20 protein-coding genes and 1 pseudogene are annotated in these 23297 nt (G+C 54.3%); 9 read left to right on the top strand and 12 right to left on the bottom strand.

Features of this window, described 5'->3' with window-relative positions; translation table 11 throughout:
* Positions 1 to 15: 15 nt before the first annotated feature.
* Genes RSE16_03620 through RSE16_03630 form a run of 3 tightly spaced genes read left to right on the top strand, consistent with a single transcriptional unit; the run spans position 16 to position 3473 of the window.
* Positions 16 to 2220, top strand: a complete 2205-nt coding sequence (locus RSE16_03620; GenBank protein WRH76566.1) for a polysaccharide biosynthesis tyrosine autokinase — start codon at positions 16 to 18, stop codon at positions 2218 to 2220.
* A 12-nt stretch (positions 2221 to 2232) separates the two neighbouring features.
* Positions 2233 to 2826, top strand: a complete 594-nt coding sequence (locus tag RSE16_03625) for a sugar transferase (protein ID WRH76567.1) — start codon at positions 2233 to 2235, stop codon at positions 2824 to 2826.
* Positions 2823 to 3473: an acetyltransferase gene (locus tag RSE16_03630; GenBank protein ID WRH76568.1), complete on the top strand. Its 651-nt coding sequence runs from the start codon at positions 2823 to 2825 to the stop codon at positions 3471 to 3473. The genes RSE16_03625 and RSE16_03630 overlap by 4 nt, the downstream gene beginning before the upstream one ends.
* Before the next feature lie 9 nt (positions 3474 to 3482).
* Here RSE16_03630 and RSE16_03635 read toward each other — a convergent pair whose 3' ends face one another.
* Entirely contained in the window at positions 3483 to 4661 is a 1179-nt protein-coding gene (locus RSE16_03635; GenBank protein WRH76569.1) for a DegT/DnrJ/EryC1/StrS aminotransferase family protein, read from the bottom strand.
* Between the two features lie 79 nt (positions 4662 to 4740).
* Here RSE16_03635 and RSE16_03640 point away from each other — a divergent pair, with 79 nt between their 5' ends.
* From RSE16_03640 to asnB, 5 genes are read left to right on the top strand one after another with little or no spacing between them, the layout of a single operon-like run.
* On the top strand, positions 4741 to 5847 hold the full coding sequence (locus RSE16_03640; GenBank protein ID WRH76570.1) for a glycosyltransferase family 4 protein: 1107 nt from the start codon (positions 4741 to 4743) through the stop codon (positions 5845 to 5847).
* 57 nt (positions 5848 to 5904) lie between these two features.
* Positions 5905 to 7200: a nucleotide sugar dehydrogenase gene (locus tag RSE16_03645; protein ID WRH76571.1), complete on the top strand. Its 1296-nt coding sequence runs from the start codon at positions 5905 to 5907 to the stop codon at positions 7198 to 7200.
* Between the two features lie 42 nt (positions 7201 to 7242).
* Positions 7243 to 8466, top strand: a complete 1224-nt coding sequence (locus tag RSE16_03650; GenBank protein WRH76572.1) for an O-antigen ligase family protein — start codon at positions 7243 to 7245, stop codon at positions 8464 to 8466.
* Positions 8463 to 9764 carry an oligosaccharide flippase family protein gene (locus RSE16_03655; protein ID WRH76573.1) on the top strand — a complete coding sequence of 434 codons (1302 nt, stop codon included), beginning with the start codon at positions 8463 to 8465 and terminating at the stop codon, positions 9762 to 9764. The genes RSE16_03650 and RSE16_03655 overlap by 4 nt, the downstream gene beginning before the upstream one ends.
* A gap of 31 nt (positions 9765 to 9795) precedes the next feature.
* Complete coding sequence (gene asnB / locus RSE16_03660) at positions 9796 to 11748, top strand: asparagine synthase (glutamine-hydrolyzing) (GenBank protein WRH76574.1); 1953 nt, start codon at positions 9796 to 9798, stop codon at positions 11746 to 11748.
* 44 nt (positions 11749 to 11792) lie between these two features.
* On the opposite strand, the gene RSE16_03665 is transcribed toward asnB, so the two are convergent.
* A complete protein-coding gene (locus RSE16_03665) occupies positions 11793 to 12587 on the bottom strand; it encodes a class I SAM-dependent methyltransferase (GenBank protein ID WRH76575.1) in 795 nt (264 codons plus the stop codon).
* 402 nt (positions 12588 to 12989) lie between these two features.
* Between RSE16_03665 and RSE16_03670 the strand changes: the two genes are divergently transcribed.
* Entirely contained in the window at positions 12990 to 14819 is a 1830-nt protein-coding gene (locus RSE16_03670) for a nucleoside-diphosphate sugar epimerase/dehydratase (GenBank protein WRH76576.1), read from the top strand.
* A 15-nt stretch (positions 14820 to 14834) separates the two neighbouring features.
* Here the strand turns inward: RSE16_03670 and RSE16_03675 are convergent, their stop codons facing one another.
* The 10 genes and pseudogenes from RSE16_03675 to RSE16_03720 form a co-directional block, all read right to left on the bottom strand.
* Positions 14835 to 15785 (bottom strand): MraY family glycosyltransferase, encoded by a 951-nt coding sequence (locus tag RSE16_03675; GenBank protein ID WRH76577.1) that lies wholly within the window; start codon positions 15783 to 15785, stop codon positions 14835 to 14837.
* A gap of 417 nt (positions 15786 to 16202) precedes the next feature.
* Positions 16203 to 17435 (bottom strand): polysaccharide biosynthesis tyrosine autokinase, encoded by a 1233-nt coding sequence (locus tag RSE16_03680; protein ID WRH76578.1) that lies wholly within the window; start codon positions 17433 to 17435, stop codon positions 16203 to 16205.
* Positions 17342 to 17884, bottom strand: coding sequence for a hypothetical protein (locus RSE16_03685; GenBank protein ID WRH76579.1), 543 nt, complete (start codon positions 17882 to 17884; stop codon positions 17342 to 17344). Before RSE16_03685 ends, RSE16_03680 begins: the two co-directional genes overlap by 94 nt.
* Before the next feature lie 179 nt (positions 17885 to 18063).
* Positions 18064 to 18417, bottom strand: a complete 354-nt coding sequence (locus RSE16_03690; protein ID WRH76580.1) for a Wzz/FepE/Etk N-terminal domain-containing protein — start codon at positions 18415 to 18417, stop codon at positions 18064 to 18066.
* Positions 18418 to 18735: 318 nt separating this feature from the next.
* On the bottom strand, positions 18736 to 19566 hold the full coding sequence (locus RSE16_03695; protein ID WRH76581.1) for a tyrosine-type recombinase/integrase: 831 nt from the start codon (positions 19564 to 19566) through the stop codon (positions 18736 to 18738).
* 58 nt (positions 19567 to 19624) lie between these two features.
* Positions 19625 to 20227, bottom strand: a complete 603-nt coding sequence (locus RSE16_03700) for an ADP-ribosylglycohydrolase family protein (protein WRH76582.1) — start codon at positions 20225 to 20227, stop codon at positions 19625 to 19627.
* Positions 20112 to 21056: an ADP-ribosylglycohydrolase family protein gene (locus tag RSE16_03705; GenBank protein ID WRH76583.1), complete on the bottom strand. Its 945-nt coding sequence runs from the start codon at positions 21054 to 21056 to the stop codon at positions 20112 to 20114. Before RSE16_03705 ends, RSE16_03700 begins: the two co-directional genes overlap by 116 nt.
* Positions 21053 to 21337, bottom strand: coding sequence for a hypothetical protein (locus RSE16_03710; protein ID WRH76584.1), 285 nt, complete (start codon positions 21335 to 21337; stop codon positions 21053 to 21055). Before RSE16_03710 ends, RSE16_03705 begins: the two co-directional genes overlap by 4 nt.
* A gap of 29 nt (positions 21338 to 21366) precedes the next feature.
* Positions 21367 to 21660, bottom strand: coding sequence for a hypothetical protein (locus RSE16_03715; protein ID WRH76585.1), 294 nt, complete (start codon positions 21658 to 21660; stop codon positions 21367 to 21369).
* Positions 21661 to 22935: 1275 nt separating this feature from the next.
* Positions 22936 to 23262: pseudogene (locus tag RSE16_03720) on the bottom strand (transposase).
* Positions 23263 to 23297 lie beyond the last annotated feature (35 nt).

Below are 23297 nucleotides of genomic sequence, written 5' to 3' on the forward strand. Positions count from 1 at the left end.
GAGACAAGGACGGAAATGCTTCAAACCACGCCCCCGGCACTAGCGATAAGTCAGCCGGTGCCCGCGAAAGGCAATGTGCCAACAGACCGGCAGGCTGGCCTCGCGCCGCCGATCCTGCTGCAATATTGGCAAGTTGTCGTGCGGTGGAAATGGTTGATCGCCGGTATCGTTGCCGCTGCTTTTGCGCTTGGTCTTGTCCTGACACTTTTGGCGACGCCGCAATATACTGCGACGTCCCGGATCGAAATCAGCCGCGACCAGAAAAAGGTCACATCGATTGAAGGCTTGGAATCCCAGGATGCCGGCCGCGATCTCGAATTCTACCAGACGCAATATTCGCTGTTGCAGGCGCGTTCGCTTGCCGAGCGCGTTTCACGGCAGTTGCGACTTGCCAGCAACGATGCTTTTTTTGAAGCACATGGCGTGAGCCCTGATGACAATGCACTTTTTGGGAACCAATCCGGACAGCCCTTAAGTCAGGGTGATCGACAGAAGCGAGAAAAGCTTGCGGTGGACCTGTTGATGGAGAATGTGGCGATTGCTCCCATTCGTGGATCAGCGCTCGTAGACATCAGCTACACCAGTGCGTCGCCTGCGCTCTCGGCGCAGATTTCTAACACTTGGACTGAACAGTTTATCGTTCAAAGTATGGACCGCCGTTTTGCTTCGACAGCAGACGCGCGCAAATTCCTTGAAGGGCGCCTTGCTGACCTGCGGGCAAGGCTTGAGACGTCTGAACGCGATCTTGTGAACTATGCCGAAACAAAAGGCATTTTGGCACTGGGCAAAAGTAAGAGCATTGACGGCAGGACTGAAGTCGAACGGACTTTGGTCTCTAGCGACCTTGAAGCATTGAACAGTGCTTTGGCGGAAGCAACAGCCGCGCGCATCGCCGCTGAAAGCAAGGCAAAACAGCGTAACAGTGGGGCCAATGTCGAATCGCTCAACAATGTTGCCATCGCACAGCTTCGTCAGAAGCGTGCAGAAGTGGCTGCAGAATATGCCAAGCTGCTTGTGCAGTTTGAGCCAGATTATCCTGCAGCGAAAGCACTGGCCGAGCAGATGCGCGCTTTGGATAGCAGCATCACGCGTGAAGAGAGCCGCGTTCTTGCCAGCCGCTCATCAGAATATCGGGAAGCTCTGCAGCGCGAGGCGGATTTGCGGAGTCAGGTCAATGATCTGAAGAACCAGATGAACCGCCAGCAGCGCGACAGCATTCAGTATAACATCTATCAGCGTGAAGCTGACACCAACCGCGAACTTTATGATGGTCTGCTGCAGCGGTATAAGGAGATCGGCGTTGCGGGTGTGGGCGCCAATAATGTGGCAATTGTCGATACCGCCAAGGTACCCGATAATCCGTCCTCTCCCAATTTGCCATTGAACCTTCTGCTCTCGCTCGTTCTTGGACTTGGCATTGCAGCGGTCGCCACCTTTGCGCTGGACCAGATTGACGAAGGGCTTCGAGATCCGACGCAAATCAGCCGTGTATTGCAGGTGCCGCTGTTGGGCAGCATCCCCGATACGGAAGAAGAGAATGCACTCGATCTGCTGAGAGATCCAAAATCGATACTCTCCGAAGCCTATCTGAGTGTGCGGTCAAACCTCGCATTTTCCACCGACCACGGCGTACCCCGCTCTCTAATGGTAACGAGTACGCGTCCTGCAGAGGGCAAGAGTACATCGAGCCTTGCCATTGCGACGGTATTGGGGCGGACCGGGAAGAGAGTGCTCCTGCTCGATGCCGATATGCGTTCGCCTTCGATGCACCAGTTTACTGGGCAGGCGAACACTATGGGGCTGAGCAATTTCCTCGCCGGAGAGAATGATTGGCGCCAATTGATTTTGGACACCGGCGTTAAGGGTCTTAGCCTGATGCCTGCAGGGCCGACGCCTCCCAGTGCCGCCGAATTGCTTAGCAGCGACCGCATGTTGATGTTGGTTAGGCAACTGATGGAAAACTTTGACCATATCGTGATCGACTCGCCGCCCATTTTGGGCCTTGCCGATGCGCCGCTTCTGGCTCGGGCTGTCGAAGGTTGCATCTTTGTAGCTGAGGCCGAGGGTGTTGCCGTACGCGGCATCAAGGCGTCCTTGGGTCGCCTCCAGTCCGTCCATGCCCATATTTTTGGCCTCGTGCTCACGAAGCTCCGGCAGCGCCAGGCCGGCTATGGTTATGGCTATGGCTATGGCTATGGCTATGGCGCAGACAAGGGCTGAGCTGGTAAGTATATGAAACGACTGGTCGACGTGCTGGTAAGCGGAGCGCTGCTTATCGGATGCGCGCCATTTCTGGTTGTTCTTGCGCTGCTTGTCCGGTCACGGCTCGGATCGCCGGTGCTCTTCATTCAGGAACGGCCCGGCAAAGCGGGCCAACCGTTCCGGATGATGAAATTTCGGACAATGACCGACGCTCGCGACCCGTCTGGGGCCCTACTGTCAGATGCCGAGCGTCTGACGCCATTTGGCCGCTGGCTGCGATCGAGCAGCCTCGATGAGTTGCCCGAATTGTGGAATGTGCTTCGAGGTGACATGAGCCTTGTGGGTCCGCGCCCCCTGCTTATGTCCTATCTTCCGCTCTATAATGACCATCAGCGACGCCGGCACGAGGTGCGGCCCGGAATTACCGGGTGGGCCCAAGTGAATGGGCGCAACAGCCTGTCATGGGAACAGAAATTTGACCTCGACGTCTGGTACGTAGATCATGCCAGTCTTCGCCTGGACTTTCACATTTTATTCAAGACAATCACGCAGGTTCTGAAACGGGATGGCGTAAATGCGGCCGAAGATGTCACAATGCCGCCTTTCGAAGGGAACACGCAATGAAAGAGCTCGTTGGAATTTACGGTGCAAGCGGCTTTGGCAGGGAGGTTCTGCCTACCATTCGCTCATGTATGGATACCAGTCTTGTCGACATAGTTTTCATCGATGATGCCAGCGATACCAATCAAAACTATGGCACCTACGACATCTTGTCTTGGGACGATTTCCTCGCCAGACCAGCAAAACGGCGATCCGTCTCGATAGCGATCGCGAACTCGGCGGTCAGGCAGGCGCTCACGGAGCGCTGCCAACAAGCCGGCGTGTCTCTTTTGACGGTTTCCGCCGATAATGTCGTCATGGGTGACAACGTGAATTTAGGTGAAGGTGCAATCTTGCAGCCATTTGTCATGCTCACTGCTGACGTTCAGATAGGCGCGAGTTTCCACGCAAATATTTACAGTTATGTGGCTCATGACTGCGTTATCGGCGACTTTGTTACTTTCGCTCCAAGCGTAAAGTGCAACGGCAACGTCCGAATTGAGGACCACGCATATATCGGAACCGGGGCGATTTTGAAGCAAGGCACACCAGAAAAGCCTCTGATAATCGGCGCAGGGGCGGTAATTGGCATGGGGGCGGTGGTCACCAAGGACGTCCCGCCCGGCGCGACAGTTGTCGGCAACCCTGCCAAGCCTTTGCTCAAAGGCTGAGCAGCGGTCTTAGCGGCAAGCCTCGCTCACCACCGCCGAAAGCACGCTGCACACCCGATTGATGTCCTCATCGCTTTGGTTTGGGTGGGTAAGAAACATAAGGCTTGTTTCGCCCAATTCCCGGGCAACGGGAAGCCGCTCGGTCGGGCGCCAAGGCGTTCCATCAAATGCCTTTTCAAGATAGACTTCCGAACAGCTGCCATGAAAGACCGGAATATCACGTGCCGTGCATTCGGCAACGATACGGTCTCTGCTCCATCCATCCTTGAGGCCATCCGTGCGGACATAGCCATATTGCCGGTAATAGGCATGTTTGAAGCGCGCTTCGGGCTCCGGGACGCGCACCGCATGGGCAAAAGGTGCCAGCGCTGCGGCTATGCGTTTTGCAATAAATGTTCGACGTTCGGTCCACTCAGTCATGCGGCGCAGTTGAATGCGTCCGATGGCAGCCTGAAATTCCAATATGCGCCAGTTGGTACCGAAACTCTCATGAACCCAGCGGAAGCCGGGCGCATGCTGCCGATTGTAAACGGCATCCCAATCTTTCCCATGATCTTTGAATGACCACATTTTTGACCAAGCATCAGCGTCCGAAGTGGTGACCATGCCGCCCTCGCCGCCAGTGGACATGATCTTGTCCTGGCAGAATGACCAGGCGCCCACATCGCCTATCGTGCCGACGCTTCGCCCGTTGATTTGTGCGCCATGTGCCTGCGCACAATCTTCGATGATCTTGATGTCTTTGCCGGCGGTCAGCGCCAATATCTCATCAAGATCTGCCGGCCAGCCGGCCAAATGCACTGGGACAATGCATCGCGTTCGGTCTGTAAGCACAGCAGATATTGTGTCGGCGGAAATGTTGCCGCTTTCATAGTCTACATCGGCGAAGACGGGTGTCGCCCCTGCATTCACAACCGCGGATACCGACGCAATAAATGTTCGGGGCGTAACAATAACCTCGTCGCCCGGCCCGATACCGCAGGCTTTCAATGCGAGATCCAGCGCCACTGTCCCGTTGGCAAGCGCAATAGCATGGGGCACCCCAGTCCAGGCGGCGAATTCCTTTTCGAATTCCCGGCCTTCCTGCCCCGTCCAATAATTGACGCGATTGGAAAGCAGAACATCGCGGATGTATTCGGCCTCTTCATTCGAGTAGCAGGGCCAGGGCGCTAAAGATGTATTGAGCATGGTCGGGGATATAGACCAATTATAGACCGCGCCAAGAGACATTGCTACGGGGCCAAGCGAACACGCAAAAGGACCTCTTGTGCCAAAAATCCTGATCAACGCCTCACTGGCCTTGTCTTTGCACAACTTCAGAGGGCCTTTGATCCGCGATCTTTTGGCCGATGGGTTCGAAGTACATGTTTCCGCCCCGGCGTTCCGGCCCCTCGACCGCAGTCTCGTGGAGGCGCTTGGTGCCCAGGTTCATGAATTGCCCTTATCGAGATCGGGCCTCGGGATATTCGGCGACCTCAAATATCTGCTGTCCATGGTTCGACTGGTGTCCAAACTTCAGCCAGATCACATCTTGAATTATACCATCAAGCCAAACATCTGGGGCAGCCTTGCGGCACGTTTGGCAGGGGTTCCCGCAGCGTCAATGATCACGGGCCTGGGCTTTGCATTCGCGCGCCCCAAGGGGCATTTGCAGGCGTTGGTTCAGTTCATTGCCCGCTCGCTTTATCGCTTGGCGCTGGTTCGGAACAGGGTGGTCTTTTTTCAGAACCCGGATGATTTGGCCGATTTTCGCAAAGCCGGAATTTTGCCTGCTTCAGCCCGGATATGCATGATCAACGGGTCCGGTGTTGACCTTGATCATTATGGCCCACAGCCATTACCGGACACGCCCATATTCCTTATGATTGCGCGCCTACTTGGCGCCAAGGGGATCAGGGAATTTGCCTCTGCCTGCGCAAAGGTGCGTTCCGCATATCCGGAGGCGCGTTTCATCCTCGTCGGTCCAAGTGATGAAGGACCTGATGGCATTTCGGTCGAGGACGTCAAATCTCTATGTTCAGGTACGATCGATTATTGGGGTTCCCTCGAAGATGTGCGGCCCGCAATCGCGGAGGCGAGCGTCTATGTGCTGCCCAGTTATCGTGAGGGGACGCCTCGTTCGTCTCTCGAAGCGATGGCAATGGGGAGGCCCGTGATCACAACCGACGCGCCGGGCTGCCGCGCGACCGTGGTCGACGGCGAGAATGGATTTCTGGTACCCGTTGCTGACGCAGGCGCATTAGCACTGGCAATGGAAAAGCTGGCCGTCGATGCAGAACTGCGCCGCAGCATGGGGGCTAAATCACTGGAAATTGCTCAGACCCGTTTCAATGTAAAAATTGTCAATGATGCGATAATCAGCGAATTAAGATAACCATTTCTCCTTCCAATCGTTTAGAGCAGCCCTCTCTTCCATAGAAAGCCATTGTTGATGTCTGTTACGCCCCAACAGGAAAAAATTGTCGTAGTAGGTTTGGGTTATGTCGGATTGCCGGTGGCAGTCGCTTTGGCGCGCGTATATGACAATGTCATCGGCTTCGATATTTCCGCGTCGCGCGTGGCAGCCCTAGCGGATGGGCATGATTGGACCGGTGAAGTTGCTGATGCCGACCTGCAGCGTTCGACCATCCGGTTTAGCGACAGTCCGGAAATCCTTTCCGGTGCGAGTTTCATCATTGTTACCGTGCCGACGCCTATCGATGGGATGCGTAAACCTGACCTCGGCCCTGTCGAAGGGGCGTGCAATATGATCGCGCCTCATCTGCAAAAAAATGCCGTGGTTGTGTTTGAATCAACCGTTTACCCCGGCGTTACCGAAGACATTTGCGGCCCTCTGCTCGAAGCGGGTTCGGGGCTGAAAGCCGGAACGGATTTCTTCCTGGGCTACAGTCCGGAACGTATCAATCCGGGCGACAAGGTGCGTCGTCTGGAAACCATCGTGAAAATTGTAGCGGCTGACACGCCGTCAACCATGGATCGGGTGCGCTCGGTATATGGTTCGATTGTCGAAGCTGGACTTCATGAAGCACCCAGCATCAAAGTTGCCGAAGCGGCCAAAGTCATCGAAAATGCCCAGCGCGACATCAACATCGCCTTCATGAACGAAGTCGCCCGCATATTCTCGCTAGAAGGCATTTCGGTTTGGGACGTACTCGAGGCAGCGGGGACCAAATGGAACTTCCTGCCTTTCGCTCCGGGGCTGGTTGGGGGGCACTGCATCGGTGTCGATCCCTATTATTTGTCGTATCGTGCCGAGATGCTCGGCCATGATCCGCAGGTCATTCTGGCAGGCCGCAAGATTAATGACGAGATGGGGCAATGGATTGCGGACAGTATGCATGATCAATTGGGCGGCCGCTCGAGCAGCGTGCTGGTGCTGGGACTGACCTTCAAGGAGGATGTCCCCGATCTTCGCAATAGCAAAGTATATGATGTCATTCAGCGTCTGCAGTGGCTCGGGCACAAGGTAACCGTCCACGATCCCATGGCTGACGCTGCAGAAGCGATGCACGAATATGGCGTGGTTCTGGAAAAAGACGCGCTGAAGGGTACGTATGACGTGGTGTTCGCTGCGGTACCTCATCAGTCATATCGGGACATGGCCGCTGCTGAGGTAGAAGCGTTGCTGCAGCCCGAAGGCCTTTTGTTCGACCTTAAGCGGGCGTGGCCAGCATTCGCCCGATCGGAAGTTGCCTTGTCCGAGCGCCGGCGATACCGCACATTGTGACCGGCGCTGATGCTTTGACCGCGATGATGAAAGTGTAAGGCAGTGATACTTGCTTTTTTGCTCGGTGCCTTCTTAGTTTTGGCGCAGATGACGCAATTGCGGGGTGACGAGCCAATTGGTATCCTCGACCTTTTGCTCGTTGCTGGCGCACTTGCTGCCGCGGGTTCGAACTTCATCAAGCCCAAGTCACTGGCTGACGAACCTTTGGGTGGAGGCGAAGATTCTTCACTAAAAATCTATTTTCGTAGTCCCGTCTTCATCTACGCGATCTGGTCAATCTTGGCGATTGGGGCGTCAACCGTCATCAACAGTCAAAGCGGGCTGTATCCGTTAGCATCGTTTTTCGTTCCGGCCGCTCCCTTTATAGCCACGTCCTTGGTAACAATCTGTCTGGTCATTGTAGTGGAGGGAGATGAGGGGGACTCGTTGCTGGCGGGCTTTGCCTTTGCGTCGCTCTTTCTAGGAATTATCTACACCTTCGGCGCGCTCACATCTAACGCTGCGATGATGTATGAAGACCGCTTCAGCGGCTTATCTGCCAACCCGAACCAGGTGGCGTTGCAGGCTCTGGCGACTTTGGTCGCGCTGGCAATGGTCATCATGCACACGCGCTCCAATATCACTTTCTATATCGCGGCAGCGGCCACTCCATTCACCCTCGCTTATGGTTTGGCCTCAAAGAGCGATGCCTTCATGATATGCTTGCCAGTTGCGACCGCGGTTTTTGGTCTCATCGTGCTCAAGCGTTACCAGATCAAATTATGGCTTGTTATCGTTGCTGGGACGTTTTTGTCGCTGGCCTTCCTCTTAAGTCTGGCCGCCGCCTTTCCGCATATCTTCGGAGGCGTGGGTGGGCTCATCGAAAGCCAGTTGCAGCAAGGCGGGCAGGATACGGACCGAACACTTTTGTGGCGCCATGGCTGGATGGCGTGGCAGCACAGTCCGCTATTTGGCAACGGGCCGGGGGCGTGGTCGGGGCTGGGTGCGCCCTTCCAAGGCTTCGAAGCCCACAACTCATTGATTGATTGGCTCAGCATTTCCGGCCTTTTTGGTTTTGTCCCAATCGCTCTGATCATCGTCCAACTATTTAGGAAATATGATGATGTGCGATTGATCCGGGCCTTAGGTATCGTAGCCCTGGCGATATTCACGGCATTCCACTTCGTATTTCGCCTCCCCATTTTCTGGTTCACGGTTTTGTTGCTTCTCATGCCCTATTATGTGCAATGGCAGCGGGTCGTTGAGAATGATGCGCCCCAGCAATGACGCTTTTGGGCAGGTTTAGCAGCAGTATTTTAGAGCCTCTGCGGCGATTTGGCGGACTTTACTCGTCGCTGATTTTTTGCGTTGGCCTCTTCGCGACTTTTGCTGGGCAGTTGATTCTGGGCAAAGTCCTCAGCCCTCAAGATTTCGGGACTTATATCCTGATTTACTCGGTAGCCGCCATTTTGTCTGCCGTGGGCGCTGCGGGGCTTGATGTATCTGCCGTTCGCTTTGTGTCGGTCGCGCACGCCAAAAATGACGACACCAAGCTGCGCAGTTTCATCCTTTACGCCATTCGATTGACTGCCTTGCCCAGCATTGCCGCGGCTCTGGGTGGGGCATTATATCTTTATTTCGTCGATGCCGTCTCCGGCACCATCCTGCTTCTGTCGATCGGCATCATTCTGACCTGGGGTGCAACACGGAGCCTGTCGGGGATATTGCGCGGAATGGGCGGGCTCTCGCTGGCAATTGGCCTTGATCGTGTGGCGCGCGATCTTGCCGTTTTTCTGGCGGCGCTGGCCATGCTTTTCTTGGCGTGGTCGGCAACATTGATCGAAGCCCTCACGGCGCTGTTCATTGGTGGGCTGGCAGGGTTCCTTGTCGGCGGCACAGTGCTGTTGCGGAAATTCAGTGCCCTGCGCAGCGAGCCGTCGACGGGAACGACGCCCGCGCAAGCGAAGGAGTGGCGAAACGCTTCCCTTGGCTTGATGACCTATAACCTTACCGAGCTGCTTTCCTCCCGGTTCGACATCATTTTCTTGTCGATTTTCCTTCCCAAGGATGAAATCGGTGCGCTTGGAATATTGCTCATTCTGATGAACATATGCGCCATCCCGTCCGTGTTCATCGGCATCTTCATCATGCCCAAGCTTGCCGTATTGGCGAGCGCGAAGGATCATCGCGGCCTGCGGCAGATATGTCTGTTTTCAACGGCGGCATCTGTTGGTTTTGGTGCGCTGATCTCGCTTGTGCTGATCGCCCTCAAGGATCCCATGCTCGACTTTATCGGTGTGGGGCTGACGCGCTATGTTTCGATGGACATCCTCGTAGCGGCGCTCGTCATCCGATGCCTGTCAATGGTTGGTACATTCCCGGCTGCCTATCTCACAATGACGGGAGGGCATCGAAAACTCCTGATTGTGAATTTTTCTAGCGTGGCCATGCGAACCATATTCTATCTGCTGCTTTTCACCCAAATGAGTGCAGCAATGGGCATATTGGCTTTTGTAGGCGCGGCGCTTCTTGTGTCGTTGGTCAATTTTGCGCTGATACGGCGCGAAGTGTTGAGTGCGACTTGAAACAGTTCTGATCAATAGGTTCTGAAAAACTATGTGCGGTATTGCTGGATTTTGGCGGCCATCAGGGCTTGGTCCCTCCGACAAAGACATTCTGACGTCGATGACGGATCGCATCATTCGCCGTGGGCCCGATGCGTCGGGAGCCTGGTTCGACCAGGAAAAAGGGGTCGCCTTTGGCCATCGCCGCCTTTCAATCATCGACCTTTCTGAAGCCGGTGCGCAGCCAATGGCCTCTGCCAATGGGCGTTTCATCATCACCTATAATGGCGAGATTTATAATTTTGAGGATATCCGGCAGCAACTGAGAGTGGAGGGTCATCACTTCGAATGGCGCGGCCATTCGGATACGGAGGTCATCCTTGCCGGGATTATGAGTTGGGGTGTTGAGCGCACATTGAAGGCGCTCAATGGAATGTTTGCGTTCGCACTTTGGGATCGACAGACCGGGCAGCTGACCATCGCCCGTGACCGGATGGGAGAAAAGCCGCTCTATTATGGTTGGACCGGTCACGGACCGCATCGCGCGCTCTTGTTTGCCTCAGATCTCGCGGCACTGCGGGCCTATCCCGAATTTGAACCGGAGACCGCACCGGAAAGCGTCGGCTTGTTGCTGCGCTATGGGCATATTCCGGACCCGCATTGCATCTACCGAAATATCAGCAAGTTGCGGCCCGGGGCGGCCATGACCTTTGATGCGGAGGGACGCGAACAGTTTAGCGCCTATTGGGATACGATTGACGAATATGTTTCCGCACAGGCCAATCCTTTCGCGGGTTCGCCGGAGGATGCGGTTGACGAACTTGAGCGACTGCTGACGCAGGCAGTCCAGCGCCAATCCGTGGCGGATGTGCCTTTGGGCACCTTTTTGTCAGGTGGGGTCGATTCATCGGCCGTCACAGCCCTGCTGCAGGCGTCCTCAAGCAGTCCGATCAAAACCTTCTCAATCGGCTTCACCGTTAAGGAATATGACGAGTCCCCGCATGCGAGAGCTGTGGCTGAGCATTTAGGGACAGATCATCATGAGATGATTGTTTCACCGTCCGAAGCGCAAGCCGTTATCCCGTCACTGCCCTCCTATTATAGCGAACCCTTTGCCGATTCCTCTCAGGTTCCCACTTATCTTGTGTCGAAAATGGCACGGGAAGTGGTGACGGTTGCCCTTTCGGGAGATGCCGGTGACGAAATGTTCGCAGGCTATAATCGCCACATTCATGCCCACAAAACATGGCCAGCGATTTCCCGGATTCCGCGTCCAGTCAGGCTGGCATCTAAATATATGATCGAGGCCATATCGCCTAATGGATGGGATCAGGTTGATCGCAGATTGCTCGGCGGCAAAATGTCGGGGCTGGGCGAAAAACTCCATAAAACCGCGAACATTCTGGCCTCGCGCGATGGGGATTCCGTGTATCAAGGATTGCTCAGCATCAACCAGAATGTGGCCGAGCTTGCAGTGGGCTCAGTCGAATATGACGGCTTTGAGGGCCGCGATATTGCGCGTCTTGCGAAGCTATCTTTGACGGACCAGATGATGGCCAAGGACTGCATTCATTATCTGCCGGGTGACATCCTAACCAAAGTCGACCGAGCCGCGATGGCCGTTTCGCTCGAAACGCGGGTGCCGATGCTCGATGTCGACGTCATGCGATTTGCATGGAGCCTGCCCGTCGACATTAAGCTGGCTCACGGCGTTACAAAATGGCCATTGCGGGAAGTCTTGTACCGGCATGTACCTAGAAAGCTGATTGAGCGGCCCAAACATGGTTTTGGCATCCCGATCCATGTGTGGCTGCGCGGCCCCCTACGTGAATGGGCCGAAGACCTGTTAAGCTTCCCTGAAAACGGGCAGTATTTCAATATGAAGCAAGTCAACAAGATCTGGAATGACCATTTGTCGGGAAGAAGAAACTTCCAACATAAAATTTGGCCAATTTTGATGTTTGCCGCTTGGGAAAAATCAAACTTAAGCAATGCAAATCAATAAGTTGATTTTTGTGGTCTTCTGACCTCTGCCGCAGTTTGGGATCGTCAGCGCGTTTTCTTGAGTATGAATGCCCGCGTTGATGCAATCTTATGGTGGCCCGATGTCCAGATTGCTGGCGATATCAATTGCGCTGCCAGCAGACTTGCATGCACGCCGTCGGCCACACGAGCCGACAAACGATTTTGTTCAGCTGGAGCCATGCGCACAAGCGGAACGCCGAAGTGAAATATTTTCTGAGTTTCAAAACCGCTGGCGATCGCGGCCCGATCTAGCGCCTCATCCGAGTGAAAAATATGCGCAGAAAAATTGCCCGGCGCATGGAGCTTCCATAACCGCGCTCCAGCGGCAGCCATGTTAGGCATGCTGTAAACCAGATGTCCTCCGGGTTTTAACAGACGTGCCGAGATATCGAAAATTAAACCTGGATCCTCAAAATGCTCCATGAGGCCCCAGTGAGTTACAATATCGAACGTTTCATCCAATTCTTCTAAATCAAACATATCTCCGAAAATCGTATTTATTTCTACATTTTCTCGAGAAAACAATTGCTTGGATATTTCTATCCCCACCTCGCTGTTGTCGACAATGGTGACGTCGCATTGAGCAAATTTAGCTAAATCGATCGCAAAACGAGAGCTGGCTCCACCTAACTCTACCAACCGCGCAGTGGCAAATAGGCCAGGAGCATGCCGGTTCAAGACGCGCAGGAAGGCGCCTTTCTCACCAAAATCCGCCGATCGTAGTTTGCTCGCAATTCCGCCATATGCAGACCGCTGGTTCCATTGCGCATCCCAAAATTCTACGTTTGTGTGGGCACCATTATCCTTTTGAATGCTCAATTTGCATCTCCAAATATTTGGATTACCTATTGATATTAGGGGGACCTGCCTTCGCAGTTAACTTCAATAAAGGGGTAATCATCAATTTTCATGAGAACTTTGGAAAATGTAATTTGGAGTTCTTCTAAATAAAAATGAATCTCTATGCAAACTTTACAGTTAAGTTTGTATTAAAGGTCTTCAATTGAGAAATTTTACATTAATTTGAATATATTTACATTTATCATAATTTAATTTGTATTTAGTGATTTTCTTTTTTACAAATCCGCTTGTAAAACGCGAAGCGTCGATAGGTTGTACTAATCGGAGCGCTCGGCTACATGCCGTGCCGTTATGCTGACAGATGTCGCCTTCGGAGATCGATTGATCGCCCTTCCGCGCCCGGCCAAGCGTGCGCTAGCCATGAGCGTTGATATCCTGCTCTGCATCGCCACCGTTGCGCTGGCGTACCGATTACGGCTTGATGACTGGGTTTTTCCTCAAGGAAACCAATGGCTATCCTATGCAGTGGCAATCCTGCTGGCTTTGCCTATTTTCGTACGCTTTGGCCTTTACCGGGCTATATTCCGATACGTGGGCTGGCATGCGCTGAGCAGTGTCGCTTGGGCGTGCATCCTATATGGGGTCGGATATGCCCTGATCTTCAGTGTTTTAGGACTTTTCCTCGTTCCTCGCACGACTGGGGTCTTGCAGCCGATCTTGTTGTTTTTGGCGATTGGGGCGTCACGCGCCTTTGCCCGCCTTTGGCTTGGCGACGGTTATCACACAATATTGAAAGGCGGGAATCGCCGGCGGGTTCTGGTTTATGGAGCTGGCTCTGCAGGGCGGCAGTTGGAGGCAGGTCTATCCAGCAGTGCCGAACTGGGCGTGGTTGGATTTCTTGACGACGACAGGAGCATGTGGGGCAGCAATCTGAATGGCAAAACCATTTACCCACCTGAAGAACTGCCCGACCTAATCGAGAGCCTCGAGGTAAGTGACGTTCTCTTGGCGATCCCTTCGGCGACGCGGCAACATAGGCAGGAGATTGTTGACCGCTTGCGTGGTCAAAAGGTCACTGTCCGAACTCTGCCCGGCATAGCTGAACTGGCTGATGGGAAGGTCACGATTAGCGACCTTCGTCCCCTGCAGATTGAAGATCTATTGGGCCGTGATCCGGTGCCGCCCGATCCAGCGCTGATCAGCAAATCGATCACAGGCCAAAGAATCCTTGTAACTGGCGCAGGTGGGTCGATTGGCAGCGAACTTTGCCGCCAGATTGTTCGGCAAAAACCCGCACAGCTCATATTGTTCGAGCATGGCGAGTATAATCTTTACGCGATCGAACAGGAATTGACTGCGCTCGCTCGCTCTCACGAAATTGACGTTGATATCATACCCTGGCTGGCATCGGTCGCCGATGCTGTCCGCGTGGCGGATGCATTCGCACGCTATAAGCCAGACACGGTCTTTCATGCCGCAGCCTATAAGCATGTCCCCTTGGTGGAGGCCAATCCGACCGAGGGCGCGCGCAACAATGTCTTTGGAACAAGAACCGTTGCGCAGCAGGCAATTAAACATGGCACCACCAATTTTGTTCTTGTGAGCACGGATAAGGCAGTGCGCCCAACCAATGTAATGGGTGCCACCAAACGCCTCGCTGAAATGGTTTTGCAGTCGTTGGCGAAGTCCAACCCTTCCACCTGTTTCTCGATGGTGCGGTTCGGAAATGTGTTGGGCTCAAGTGGATCGGTTGTGCCCTTGTTCCGGCGACAGATAGCAGCGGGTGGGCCTATTACCCTGACCCATAAGGACGTCACGCGTTACTTTATGACGATCCCAGAGGCTGCACAGCTTGTCATTCAGGCCGGTGCAATGGCGGAAGGCGGCGATGTATTTGTGCTCGACATGGGCGAGCCTATTCGCATTTATGATCTCGCGGTTCGCATGATTGAGCTTAGCGGGCTGAGTGTAAAATCTCAGGATGGCCACGCCGGTGATGTCGCGATCAGGGTGACAGGATTGCGGCCCGGCGAAAAGCTCTATGAAGAATTGTTGATAGGCAATTCGCCTTCAACAACGTCGCACCCATTGATCATGAAAGCGCATGAGCCAACGCCGCCATGTGCAGAGTTGGAGCTTGCCTTGCAGCAATTAGATGAGGCGATTGAGGGCAATTCGGCGGCGCGTGCTATTGAGATACTCTCTGGAATTATTCCCGAATTCCAGCATGCACCTCACGCCCAAGCGTGAGCCTGCCGATCAAATTTATAGGAAGTTGAGATATACAGTTGCAGGCGCGAGCGCCACGAACCAGTAAACAAATAGTCCTCTCGGCCAGCCAAATCGATCCTGAAGATGGTGATGGAGATGGTCGCGATCCGCCGCCATGGGAGATTGGCCTCGACGCATACGCTTCCATGACAATCGGAAGGCATCCAAAACCGGAACGGCGAACAATATCATGATTTCATCGGCAGATATTGCACGCGTGCTATGCTCGCCAGGTCTGTTGTAAATTGCGATGGTGAGAAGCGCCAAGGCGGTTGCAAGGCCATAGGCGCCGCCATCCCCTAAAAAGAGTTTGCCATCCTTATTGAAAGCCAGAAGCACGGCCAAAGTGGCAACGAGCAGGCCTATATAGGGAATGAGCGTGATTGGCGCGCGCGGCGTTATGAGGAACAGCCAGCCCAGACAGAGACCGATAACGAGCGCGTTTTTGCCGTCCGCCATATTCACTGCATTAACGAGGCCAACACAGCACAGTACAGTGAACAAGATTGCGACCGTTTTGGGACCTAAGCCGATCATCAAATTTGGATATTCGAAATCCAGCACACGGACATTGAATGCCGGATCGGCATAGGCGGCCAGCGCAAATATCGACGCTGAAGCAAATAGTCTTGTCCGCGGCGATATTGAGTGCCGGTCGTCCAATATACCAACCAAGGCCATGCCTGCCACGCTTAACGTCCAGATGATCCCAGGCCTTGAGAAGACGCCGCCATTAACCTGGCTGGCAAGGGCTAAGGAAATAGGCAGAAAGACAATGAGTAGAGCGAGGCCGCCTAATAAGGGCGTCGCGCGTTGATGCAATTTGCGAGCATTGGGCATGTCCATGAGGCGCAGCGCATGCCCGATCCGCTCACCATTTACGGAAAGTCCATAAGTGAGACCTGCAGTGAGCAATATATATAAAATATAGACCTGAATTTGCATGCGACCAACTGCAGGAGACGTTTTTTCATATGTGCAATGGTTTATAAAAATCAACTATGATTATCATGATATAGCCATAAATTTTAAGCAAAGTCGCTACTCGTAATTGGCCGGCTATATTTGGGACTGGATCTCACTTTATTCAGCGATTATCCATTTCCTCTTCTTTATTCGGGTCATTGATATGCCGCAATTGCGACACTGGCTATGCCAATGGCCATCGACCCAGAAACTGCTTCGCTTTAGTGGCTGATGTTCGCCTCTGCGGCAGAAGAATGTTCTGCCATAATATTTAGCTATTCCCTTCACCATCGACCGGAAGAGGCGATGGATGATGCCCTTTTTATGCCTGCTGGCCATTGCGGCTCTCCCTAGCTTCGCCGAGGGGTATTAGCCTTTAGGCCGAGAAAGCGCAATTCAAGCTGCGTCTCGCTCATCGCTATTGTCTTTGCGATTGGAGCCATAGCTGTATCCATCGCCATAACCATAACCATAGCCATAACCGTAACCATAGCCATAGGAATAGCCATAATGCTGACGCGTCAGGTCGATCTTGGTGACAATTACCCCGAAGAGGACGCCTCCAAGCATTTGGATCCGCTGTATCGCTGAGCGGATGCCGCGTACGGGTGCACGACCAGGCTCGATGACGTAAATTGAGCCTTCGACCGCCCGGCCAATCAATGGGGCGTCGGCAAGGCCAAGCACCGGCGGCGCGTCAAAGATCACATGATCAAATTCTGTGCACAGCATTGCAATCACTTCTGCCAAACGATCACTGCTCAGCAATTCAGAGGGGCTTGGCGGCAATGGACCGGTCGGCATCACGCTCAGTCCCTTGAGCGATGTCTTGGTCAGGCAGGCCTGCACATCATCATCACCAGTCAGCAAATTGCTGAAGCCCCGCACATTGGGTACTTCCATGAGATGGTGCACCGACGGAGAGCGAAGATCTGCGTCGACCAACAGCACAGATTTGCCGGTTCGCCCAATGATGGTCGCCAAGGCGGCCGCAGTTGTTGATTTACCCTCACTTGGCTGCGTTGAAACCACGGCCAGCGAGCTTGGCAATCCATGTGTCGTAGAAAATGCCAAGGCCGATCGTATGGAAAAATAGGATTCTGATATTCGCGATTTTACGTCCGCAAGTTCGTCCATCGGATCGCCACCCGTCAGAGGAACATTGCCCAAGAGCGGCAGTTTCAGAAGGTGCCAAACATCAGCAGGGCTGCGAATGCCTTCGTCGATTTGTTCCAAGGCCAACACGGCTGCCAAAGCTAGGCCAATGCCGATAAGTAAGGCAATGCCAAGGTTCACCGACAATTTGGGGGCAGAAGGCGATGTTGAGGGTTCTGCTTGATCAACAACGGCAATGTTGCTTGCACCTACGGATCCTGCAACACCAATTTCCTTATAGCGCTGCAACAGTGCATCATAAAGCTCGCGGTTGGTGTCCGCCTCGCGCTGATAAATGTTAAACTGAATGGTATCGCGCCGTTGACGGTCGAGATCCTGCTTCATCGCATTAAATTGTGCGGCCACCTGGCGTTCACGGCTCAACGCTTCCTGATAGGCCTGAGACTGATTGGCGCGAAGACGTCGTTCCTCGCGTGTGATCGCGCGGCCCAAAGCATTGTATTGGTCCTGCAATGCTTTGCTGCCGGATATTCGGGTTCAAAATATGCGAGCGTTTTGGCAAGCTCGGCTTCAACTTCGCCCTGACGCTGGCGCAGGCTCGAAATTGTCGGGCTGTCGATCACTTCGCTAGAATTGTTGCTGCCCGATCCTGTGCGGCTTTCAACAGCGATGCGTTGATTGGTCGCCTCGATCAGCGCCTGATTGAGCGCTTCCACCTTAGCCGACGCCAAGGTGCGCTGTGTCTGGGTTTTCCCGTCGGCGTCGCGGGTTATGTCAAGCGCGACGATATCTTTGTTGGATGCATAAAGCGTCGCATTCCGTTCCGACTCTTCAAGCCTTACGCGCAAGAATTCCAAACGGCGTTCCAGAAATTGCCGCGCATCGGCAGTGGATGCGAACTCGCGGTCCATATTGGAAGCAATAAATTCGCGTACCCAAGCATTGGCAATTTTTGCGCTCATCGCCGGCGAACGGCTTGTGTAAACCACATCCACCAAGCGAGAATTTCGAATTGGCGCGATCTCGATATTTGTCCGAAGAAGTCCAACTGCTTGGCGCTTTCGATCGGCCGCCTTTTCCGATGGCTTCACGCCATGGTTTTCAAAAAAACTATCATCATTCGCAAGCTTAAGCGATTTCTCTACGCGCTGCGCCAGAGAAACGCTTCCAATAATTTATACTGGGTTGCGTAAAATTCGAGGTCGCGCCCAGCCTCTGCAGCCTCCACGCCCTCGACTTTTGTGACATTTTTTTGCTGCCGGCTAATTTCGACCTGCGCGCGCGATGTGTAAAGCGGCGCTGAAATCAAAGTGACGACTAAGCCTATAACCAAGCTTGCCAAAATGATGGAAAACAGCACCCACCGCCATCTGCGGGCGGTTTGCCAATATTGTAAAAGGATGGGCGGAAGCAGCCGCTCATTATCTTCTTCAAGATTATTCTTGTTAAAAAATAATTCTACATCATTCTGATTATCAATAGAATTATTCGACACAATATTTCCGTTTCCTATCGAATTTGGATGCAAGCTGCGTTGCGATCGCCGATCTTCGGCTTTTCCAGATTTCGAATATAGATTTAAGACATCCTACCTATTTAGAATAGCTGGAGGCGCTACCGCAAGAGCCTTTGTAGGTTAATTTAACTCAATGACGAATTTACATTTTCCTTGTTTTTATCAGCAGCATTGAAAGATCATGGGTTCGTGTCCCCTTCAGGTAGGCACTTCCCACACTTATGCTCCGCAAATTCGAGATAGCGGGCCAGCACTTCCAATGACTTCCAGCCGCCTGCGCGCATGATCGCCGCGGTATCATGGCCGTTGCGTAAGAGATCCTGAGCCCGCGCCGACGCGCAGCGAGTGGGCGCTGAATGCTTCTGCTTCGACTGCCTCCAGCCCGCATTCGCGTGCACTATGCTTGATGATGAGCTTGACGCTGTCTGCGCTCAAGGCCCGGTTAATGGCTCTATTCTGGTAGATCCCACAAAAGAGCGGTTCGATATAGGGCCCGCGCCAGTCGAGCCATTCAGCGACCAGATCGCGGCTGCGTTTCGAAGTGAATGCGAGGCGCCCCATACCAAAGGGGTCATTCTTGCTCCGGCGAATGATCAGGCGCAATGTGCCGTCATGACGTTCCTCAATATCATCGGTCATCAGCGCCACCAGCTCTGAGCGGCGCGCCAATATGTCATAGCCCAGGGAGATGAGCGCCCGATTGCGCAACCCCCATGGCGTATCGGGCTGCACCTCCAGAAATTTTGTAAGATATTCCTGGGTCAGCCCCTTGGCCTGTTGGGGCCGGCAATGTTTGGCGCGCATGATCCGCCGTATCGACAGGTGCACATCTTCATCGCGGCTTGGATCAGGAAGGCGCAGCAGCTGATGGCAGCGGCTGATTGCATAAAGCCGCCGCCTTACCGACGCCACCGCCAGATAGGGGGCGATGTCTTCCAGATAGGCGCAGACGGTAGACGGTGATGCGGGCAACATGGCCACATTTTTAGCGGCGCACCATTTTTCAAAATCGCCGACATCGATATAATAGGCCTTGATCGTTGAAGGCGCATAAGCGCCTTCAAGACGCTTAAACTCAGCCCGCCAATCCGGGGTTGTTGTATATTCCTGTAAAACTTGAACTATCATGTGACTGAGAAAGCTATCTCGCCTTAGCTTACCGCAAATAGCCGGTCTGCCGCAGCGGTCAGCCGTTCGCGCCAGGCAAGTTTCTGGAGCAAGCCGCCGGTATTGCGTCTGCGCCTTCAATCGCGCCCGCCAATTGGCCGGCAATTGCAGCCGTCGTGTCAGCATCATCGCCAAGATTGGCAGCGCTCAATATGGCCTGGCGATAATTGCCGCTGCGCCCAACAGACCATAATGCCGCTTCCAGGCTGTGCGCCACATAGCCCGATGCAGCGATTTCGCTCCGCGCCTTGCCGCGCCAAGCGCCGCCAAGGATTTTGGTAATCACCGCATCGCCCTTGATCTTGCGGCCGCCCAACAGCTCATGACGCGGCACGCCCGCAATCGCATCGCTGAGCAATTCGGCATATTCGACACAAGCCTCGATCGCCTGAGGTGCGCCATGGGTTGTTCGGCTTTGCTGTGCCGCTGCATGCCGCAAGGATGGCCGGTCACGCCAATAGCGGATCGCAATGGGCGCCAGCCGCATCAGACTGCCATTGCCGGCGCTATCCGGAGCCGTTGATCCGGCCAATGGGTTGCCGCTCGCCTTCCAACGGCTCAACGCTGCGCGCGTTGTAATCCCAATATCGAAGCAGCGCCCCCGTGCAGCTATAGCTTCCATTTTCATGCCAATCGACAAAGCGCGCCATGAGATCGGCCTCATCTAGGCCGCCCTGCTCATGGAGGCTGTCAGCAAGCGCGAGCGCCATCGCGCTATCATCCGTCCATTGTCCAGCCTCAAGCCTGAACGGACCGCCGCCGACCATATCGCTTAAAAAGGGTGCGCTATCCCGACGTGAAAATTCAAGCGTGGTGCCAAGGGCATCACCCACAGCTAGACCTAAGAGCGCACCGCGCGCCCGGTCGGCACAGGCCGCTTCGCTTTGATCGGGGCTGGAAAAGCCTAATGCGCTAAGGCCAGTAACATATGCCTCTTGAGCACGGGTTTCGATGGCGCCGGGCCGCGCCTGCCTAACGCGGGCAATGGCGCTCGGCGCAGGCTCACCCAGTTCGACCAGCAATGCTGCCGCGATCATTCCGGCACGGCCAAGCCCGCCCTTGCAATGGACCAGCACAGAAAAGCCTGCATGCAGCATGTGTCTTAGCTCTGCACTGGCGCGCTGCCATTGCGCCTCAAATTGCGCATCGGGCACCGAGACATCGGTGATGGGCAGATGATACCAATGCATATTGCGCTGGGTAACCGCCTCGCCCAGATGCGGCACGTGAAGGGCCTGCATTTCATGAGGCTCGATAAGGCTCACCACGGCGCTCGCGCCCCAATGTTGGATGGCTGCTAAATCACTGTCGAGATCACGCGCCCAGCCGCCGGTCATGGCGGCTGGCTGATATTTGCCAGGGCAGAAGGTGATACCGATCCGGCCAAGCCCATCGGGCAGCTGGATATTGGCGATTTGTAATGGATGGCTTTGACTGGTGCGCAAATTCATGGAGCTTCATTGCCTTGCGCATCGCGGCGCAGTTCAAAAAGTTCAGCAGGCCTGTGCTGGCGGCCGGTCGTGACGATCCCCGTTGCAAAAAGAGAGCTGCCATCAGCCCATTTTTGCGCAAGCATCTTCTTGCGGAAGAAAGCCTTGTTGAGCTTGCGGCCAAGGATCACCTCATGCACGCATTGGAGCTCATATAGAGTGAAGCGTTTGGGCAGCAGACCGAAAGCGAGCGTTGACCAATCGAGCTTGCCGCGCAAGCGATCGACCGCGAGCCGGATCATCTGCTCATGATCAAAGCCGATCCGCCCCTTTATATTGCCATGATAGAGGGTGCAGGAGCCGGCATCTTTATGATCAGCCTCACCATCATCAGCCCCACCATCATAAGCAACACGTAAGAGCGCGAGCCCTTCATCGCTGCCGGCGCTTCCTCAAGTTTGGCAAAAGGCACCAGCGCAAAATAGGCAACGCTAACCACCCAACCGCGCGGATCGCGCTTTGGATCGCTGAAGCTATAAAGCTGCTCGACCGGCAAATTCACAAGATGCGCTTTGTCCTGCAGCACCCGCTTGGCGGTATCATCGAGCGTTTCTGCCGGATGCACAAAGCCACCAGCAAGGTCAGATGCCCCTTAAAGGGTTCGCTGCCGCGCTCGAGCATCAAAATCTGCAAGGCATCCTCTTCGATCGTCATGAGGATGAGGTCGACCGTGAGATTGGGGCGCGGAAAATCAGATAAATCGCTGTGCAAAGGGGACGAGTCTTGGAACATTTGCATTTGATATATTCTAAAAGGATATATGTCAAAGCATTATAACTAAGCCTGCATATATGCCTGTCTGCGCACATCTTCTCAAAAAGTGCGGAAGACGCATGGTCAAACAGGTACAAAGGTCCATTTTGGAGGGGTATTTTGGGCGATTTTACCCCCTTTTTTCCTCCAAAATGGGACCATTTGAGGCCAAAATAGCCCCTTCAGACCCCCAAAATCGGGTCAAATGGGTGCAATTGGGGGTAAAGCGTGTGCGCAATGCCCTTTTCTCCCCTCACTACGGCCATAAAGGCGGGCACGGATTGGCTGCCGTAAAAACCTGTTCCTAGCCATGTTCAAGGGCCAGAAAATTCATATATTTCCGATACCTAATGGTTCTGTATGGATAGCAGGGGGGCAGGGCTTTTCACCGCTATGCCAATTAGGTGCCCGCTCTTCGATCACGTGAGGGGGCTGAGTCCCTTTTTAATAGACGGGAAGCTATCTCATGCGCGAACCGCAAAGCCGCTTGGAACATGTGCTGCGGCGCTACCTTGCGCTGCCGTAGGCAGGACAAAACCAACGCAAAACTGCCGAAATCCTAAAGCCTGGCGCGATTCTGGTCTATGGCGTGCAGGACAATAGCCTTCTAGCTACAAGGCAGCTTCAACGCTGCCCCCTCTTATAGTCGCTTAGTACTACCCCACGCCCCGAGGGGAAAGGGCTGCAGCCCTATCCAACAATAGGGCAGGCTTTGTCTGCCGTTGCGCTTATCCTTGCTAGCGCTGGCTCTGTGGCCTTCGATCTTCATGATGGCGTGCAGCCGGCTCGATCCCCCTAGCGCCGCCATGCTACCAACCAGGCAGCGCCGATGGCGCGCCCGCTTGCCAAGAGCGCAAAAATCTCGCTGCGACACACAAGAAAACTCCCTGCAAAGCGCGCAAAAAATTCCCTGCAATTCCCTGCAATCGCAGCAGGGAATTTAGGCACGGTTAGTGGGCCAGGGAGAGCGCAAAATCGGCGGAAATGCGTGCAAATTCCCGATAATATGGGCGGTTCTACGCGACGCAAACGACGGATAAGTCGGGCCGTCCTACGCGACGCAAACGACGGATAAGTCGGGTGAGTCCTTTTTTAGCAGGCTTGCTGCCGTCCGGCGCGCCGTTAGATGGGTGGCGTCGATCATCAGCCTGTCTGGCTTGCTACCCTTGGCTGCTAGCTCGGCAAAGATCCGGTTGAACACGCCCAGACGGCTCCAGCGGATGAACCGGCTTTAGATCGTCTTGTGAGGTCCATAGGCGGATGGCGCATCTCGCCAGCGCAGTCCGTTCCTAATCACAAAGATCATGTCGCTCATGATCCCGCGGTCATCAACCTGCGGAATGCCCTGCAACAACAGGAAATACGGTTCAATCCGGCGCATTTGCGCAGGGTTCCGCATTAATGGAACATCCATCGGCAGCGCCTCTCTGGCGCTGCTGATGGATCAAC

Source organism: Sphingobium sp., from assembly GCA_035196065.1.
GTDB lineage: Bacteria > Pseudomonadota > Alphaproteobacteria > Sphingomonadales > Sphingomonadaceae > Sphingorhabdus_B > Sphingorhabdus_B rara.

Excerpts from the sequence above, each read along its gene's own strand:
- RSE16_03695 (WRH76581.1), bottom strand. The coding sequence starts at position 19,566 with ATGATAGTTCAAGTTTTACAGGAATATACAACAACCCCGGATTGGCGG.
- RSE16_03655 (WRH76573.1), top strand. The coding sequence starts at position 8,463 with ATGACGCTTTTGGGCAGGTTTAGCAGCAGTATTTTAGAGCCTCTGCGG.
- RSE16_03630 (WRH76568.1), top strand. The coding sequence starts at position 2,823 with ATGAAAGAGCTCGTTGGAATTTACGGTGCAAGCGGCTTTGGCAGGGAG.
- asnB (WRH76574.1), top strand. The coding sequence starts at position 9,796 with ATGTGCGGTATTGCTGGATTTTGGCGGCCATCAGGGCTTGGTCCCTCC.
- RSE16_03675 (WRH76577.1), bottom strand. The coding sequence starts at position 15,785 with ATGCAAATTCAGGTCTATATTTTATATATATTGCTCACTGCAGGTCTC.
- RSE16_03705 (WRH76583.1), bottom strand. The coding sequence starts at position 21,056 with ATGAATTTGCGCACCAGTCAAAGCCATCCATTACAAATCGCCAATATC.
- RSE16_03645 (WRH76571.1), top strand. The coding sequence starts at position 5,905 with ATGTCTGTTACGCCCCAACAGGAAAAAATTGTCGTAGTAGGTTTGGGT.
- RSE16_03670 (WRH76576.1), top strand. The coding sequence starts at position 12,990 with ATGAGCGTTGATATCCTGCTCTGCATCGCCACCGTTGCGCTGGCGTAC.
- RSE16_03710 (WRH76584.1), bottom strand. The coding sequence starts at position 21,337 with ATGATCCGGCTCGCGGTCGATCGCTTGCGCGGCAAGCTCGATTGGTCA.
- RSE16_03620 (WRH76566.1), top strand. The coding sequence starts at position 16 with ATGCTTCAAACCACGCCCCCGGCACTAGCGATAAGTCAGCCGGTGCCC.
- RSE16_03700 (WRH76582.1), bottom strand. The coding sequence starts at position 20,227 with ATGGAAGCTATAGCTGCACGGGGGCGCTGCTTCGATATTGGGATTACA.
- RSE16_03685 (WRH76579.1), bottom strand. The coding sequence starts at position 17,884 with ATGAGCGCAAAAATTGCCAATGCTTGGGTACGCGAATTTATTGCTTCC.
- RSE16_03625 (WRH76567.1), top strand. The coding sequence starts at position 2,233 with ATGAAACGACTGGTCGACGTGCTGGTAAGCGGAGCGCTGCTTATCGGA.
- RSE16_03635 (WRH76569.1), bottom strand. The coding sequence starts at position 4,661 with ATGCTCAATACATCTTTAGCGCCCTGGCCCTGCTACTCGAATGAAGAG.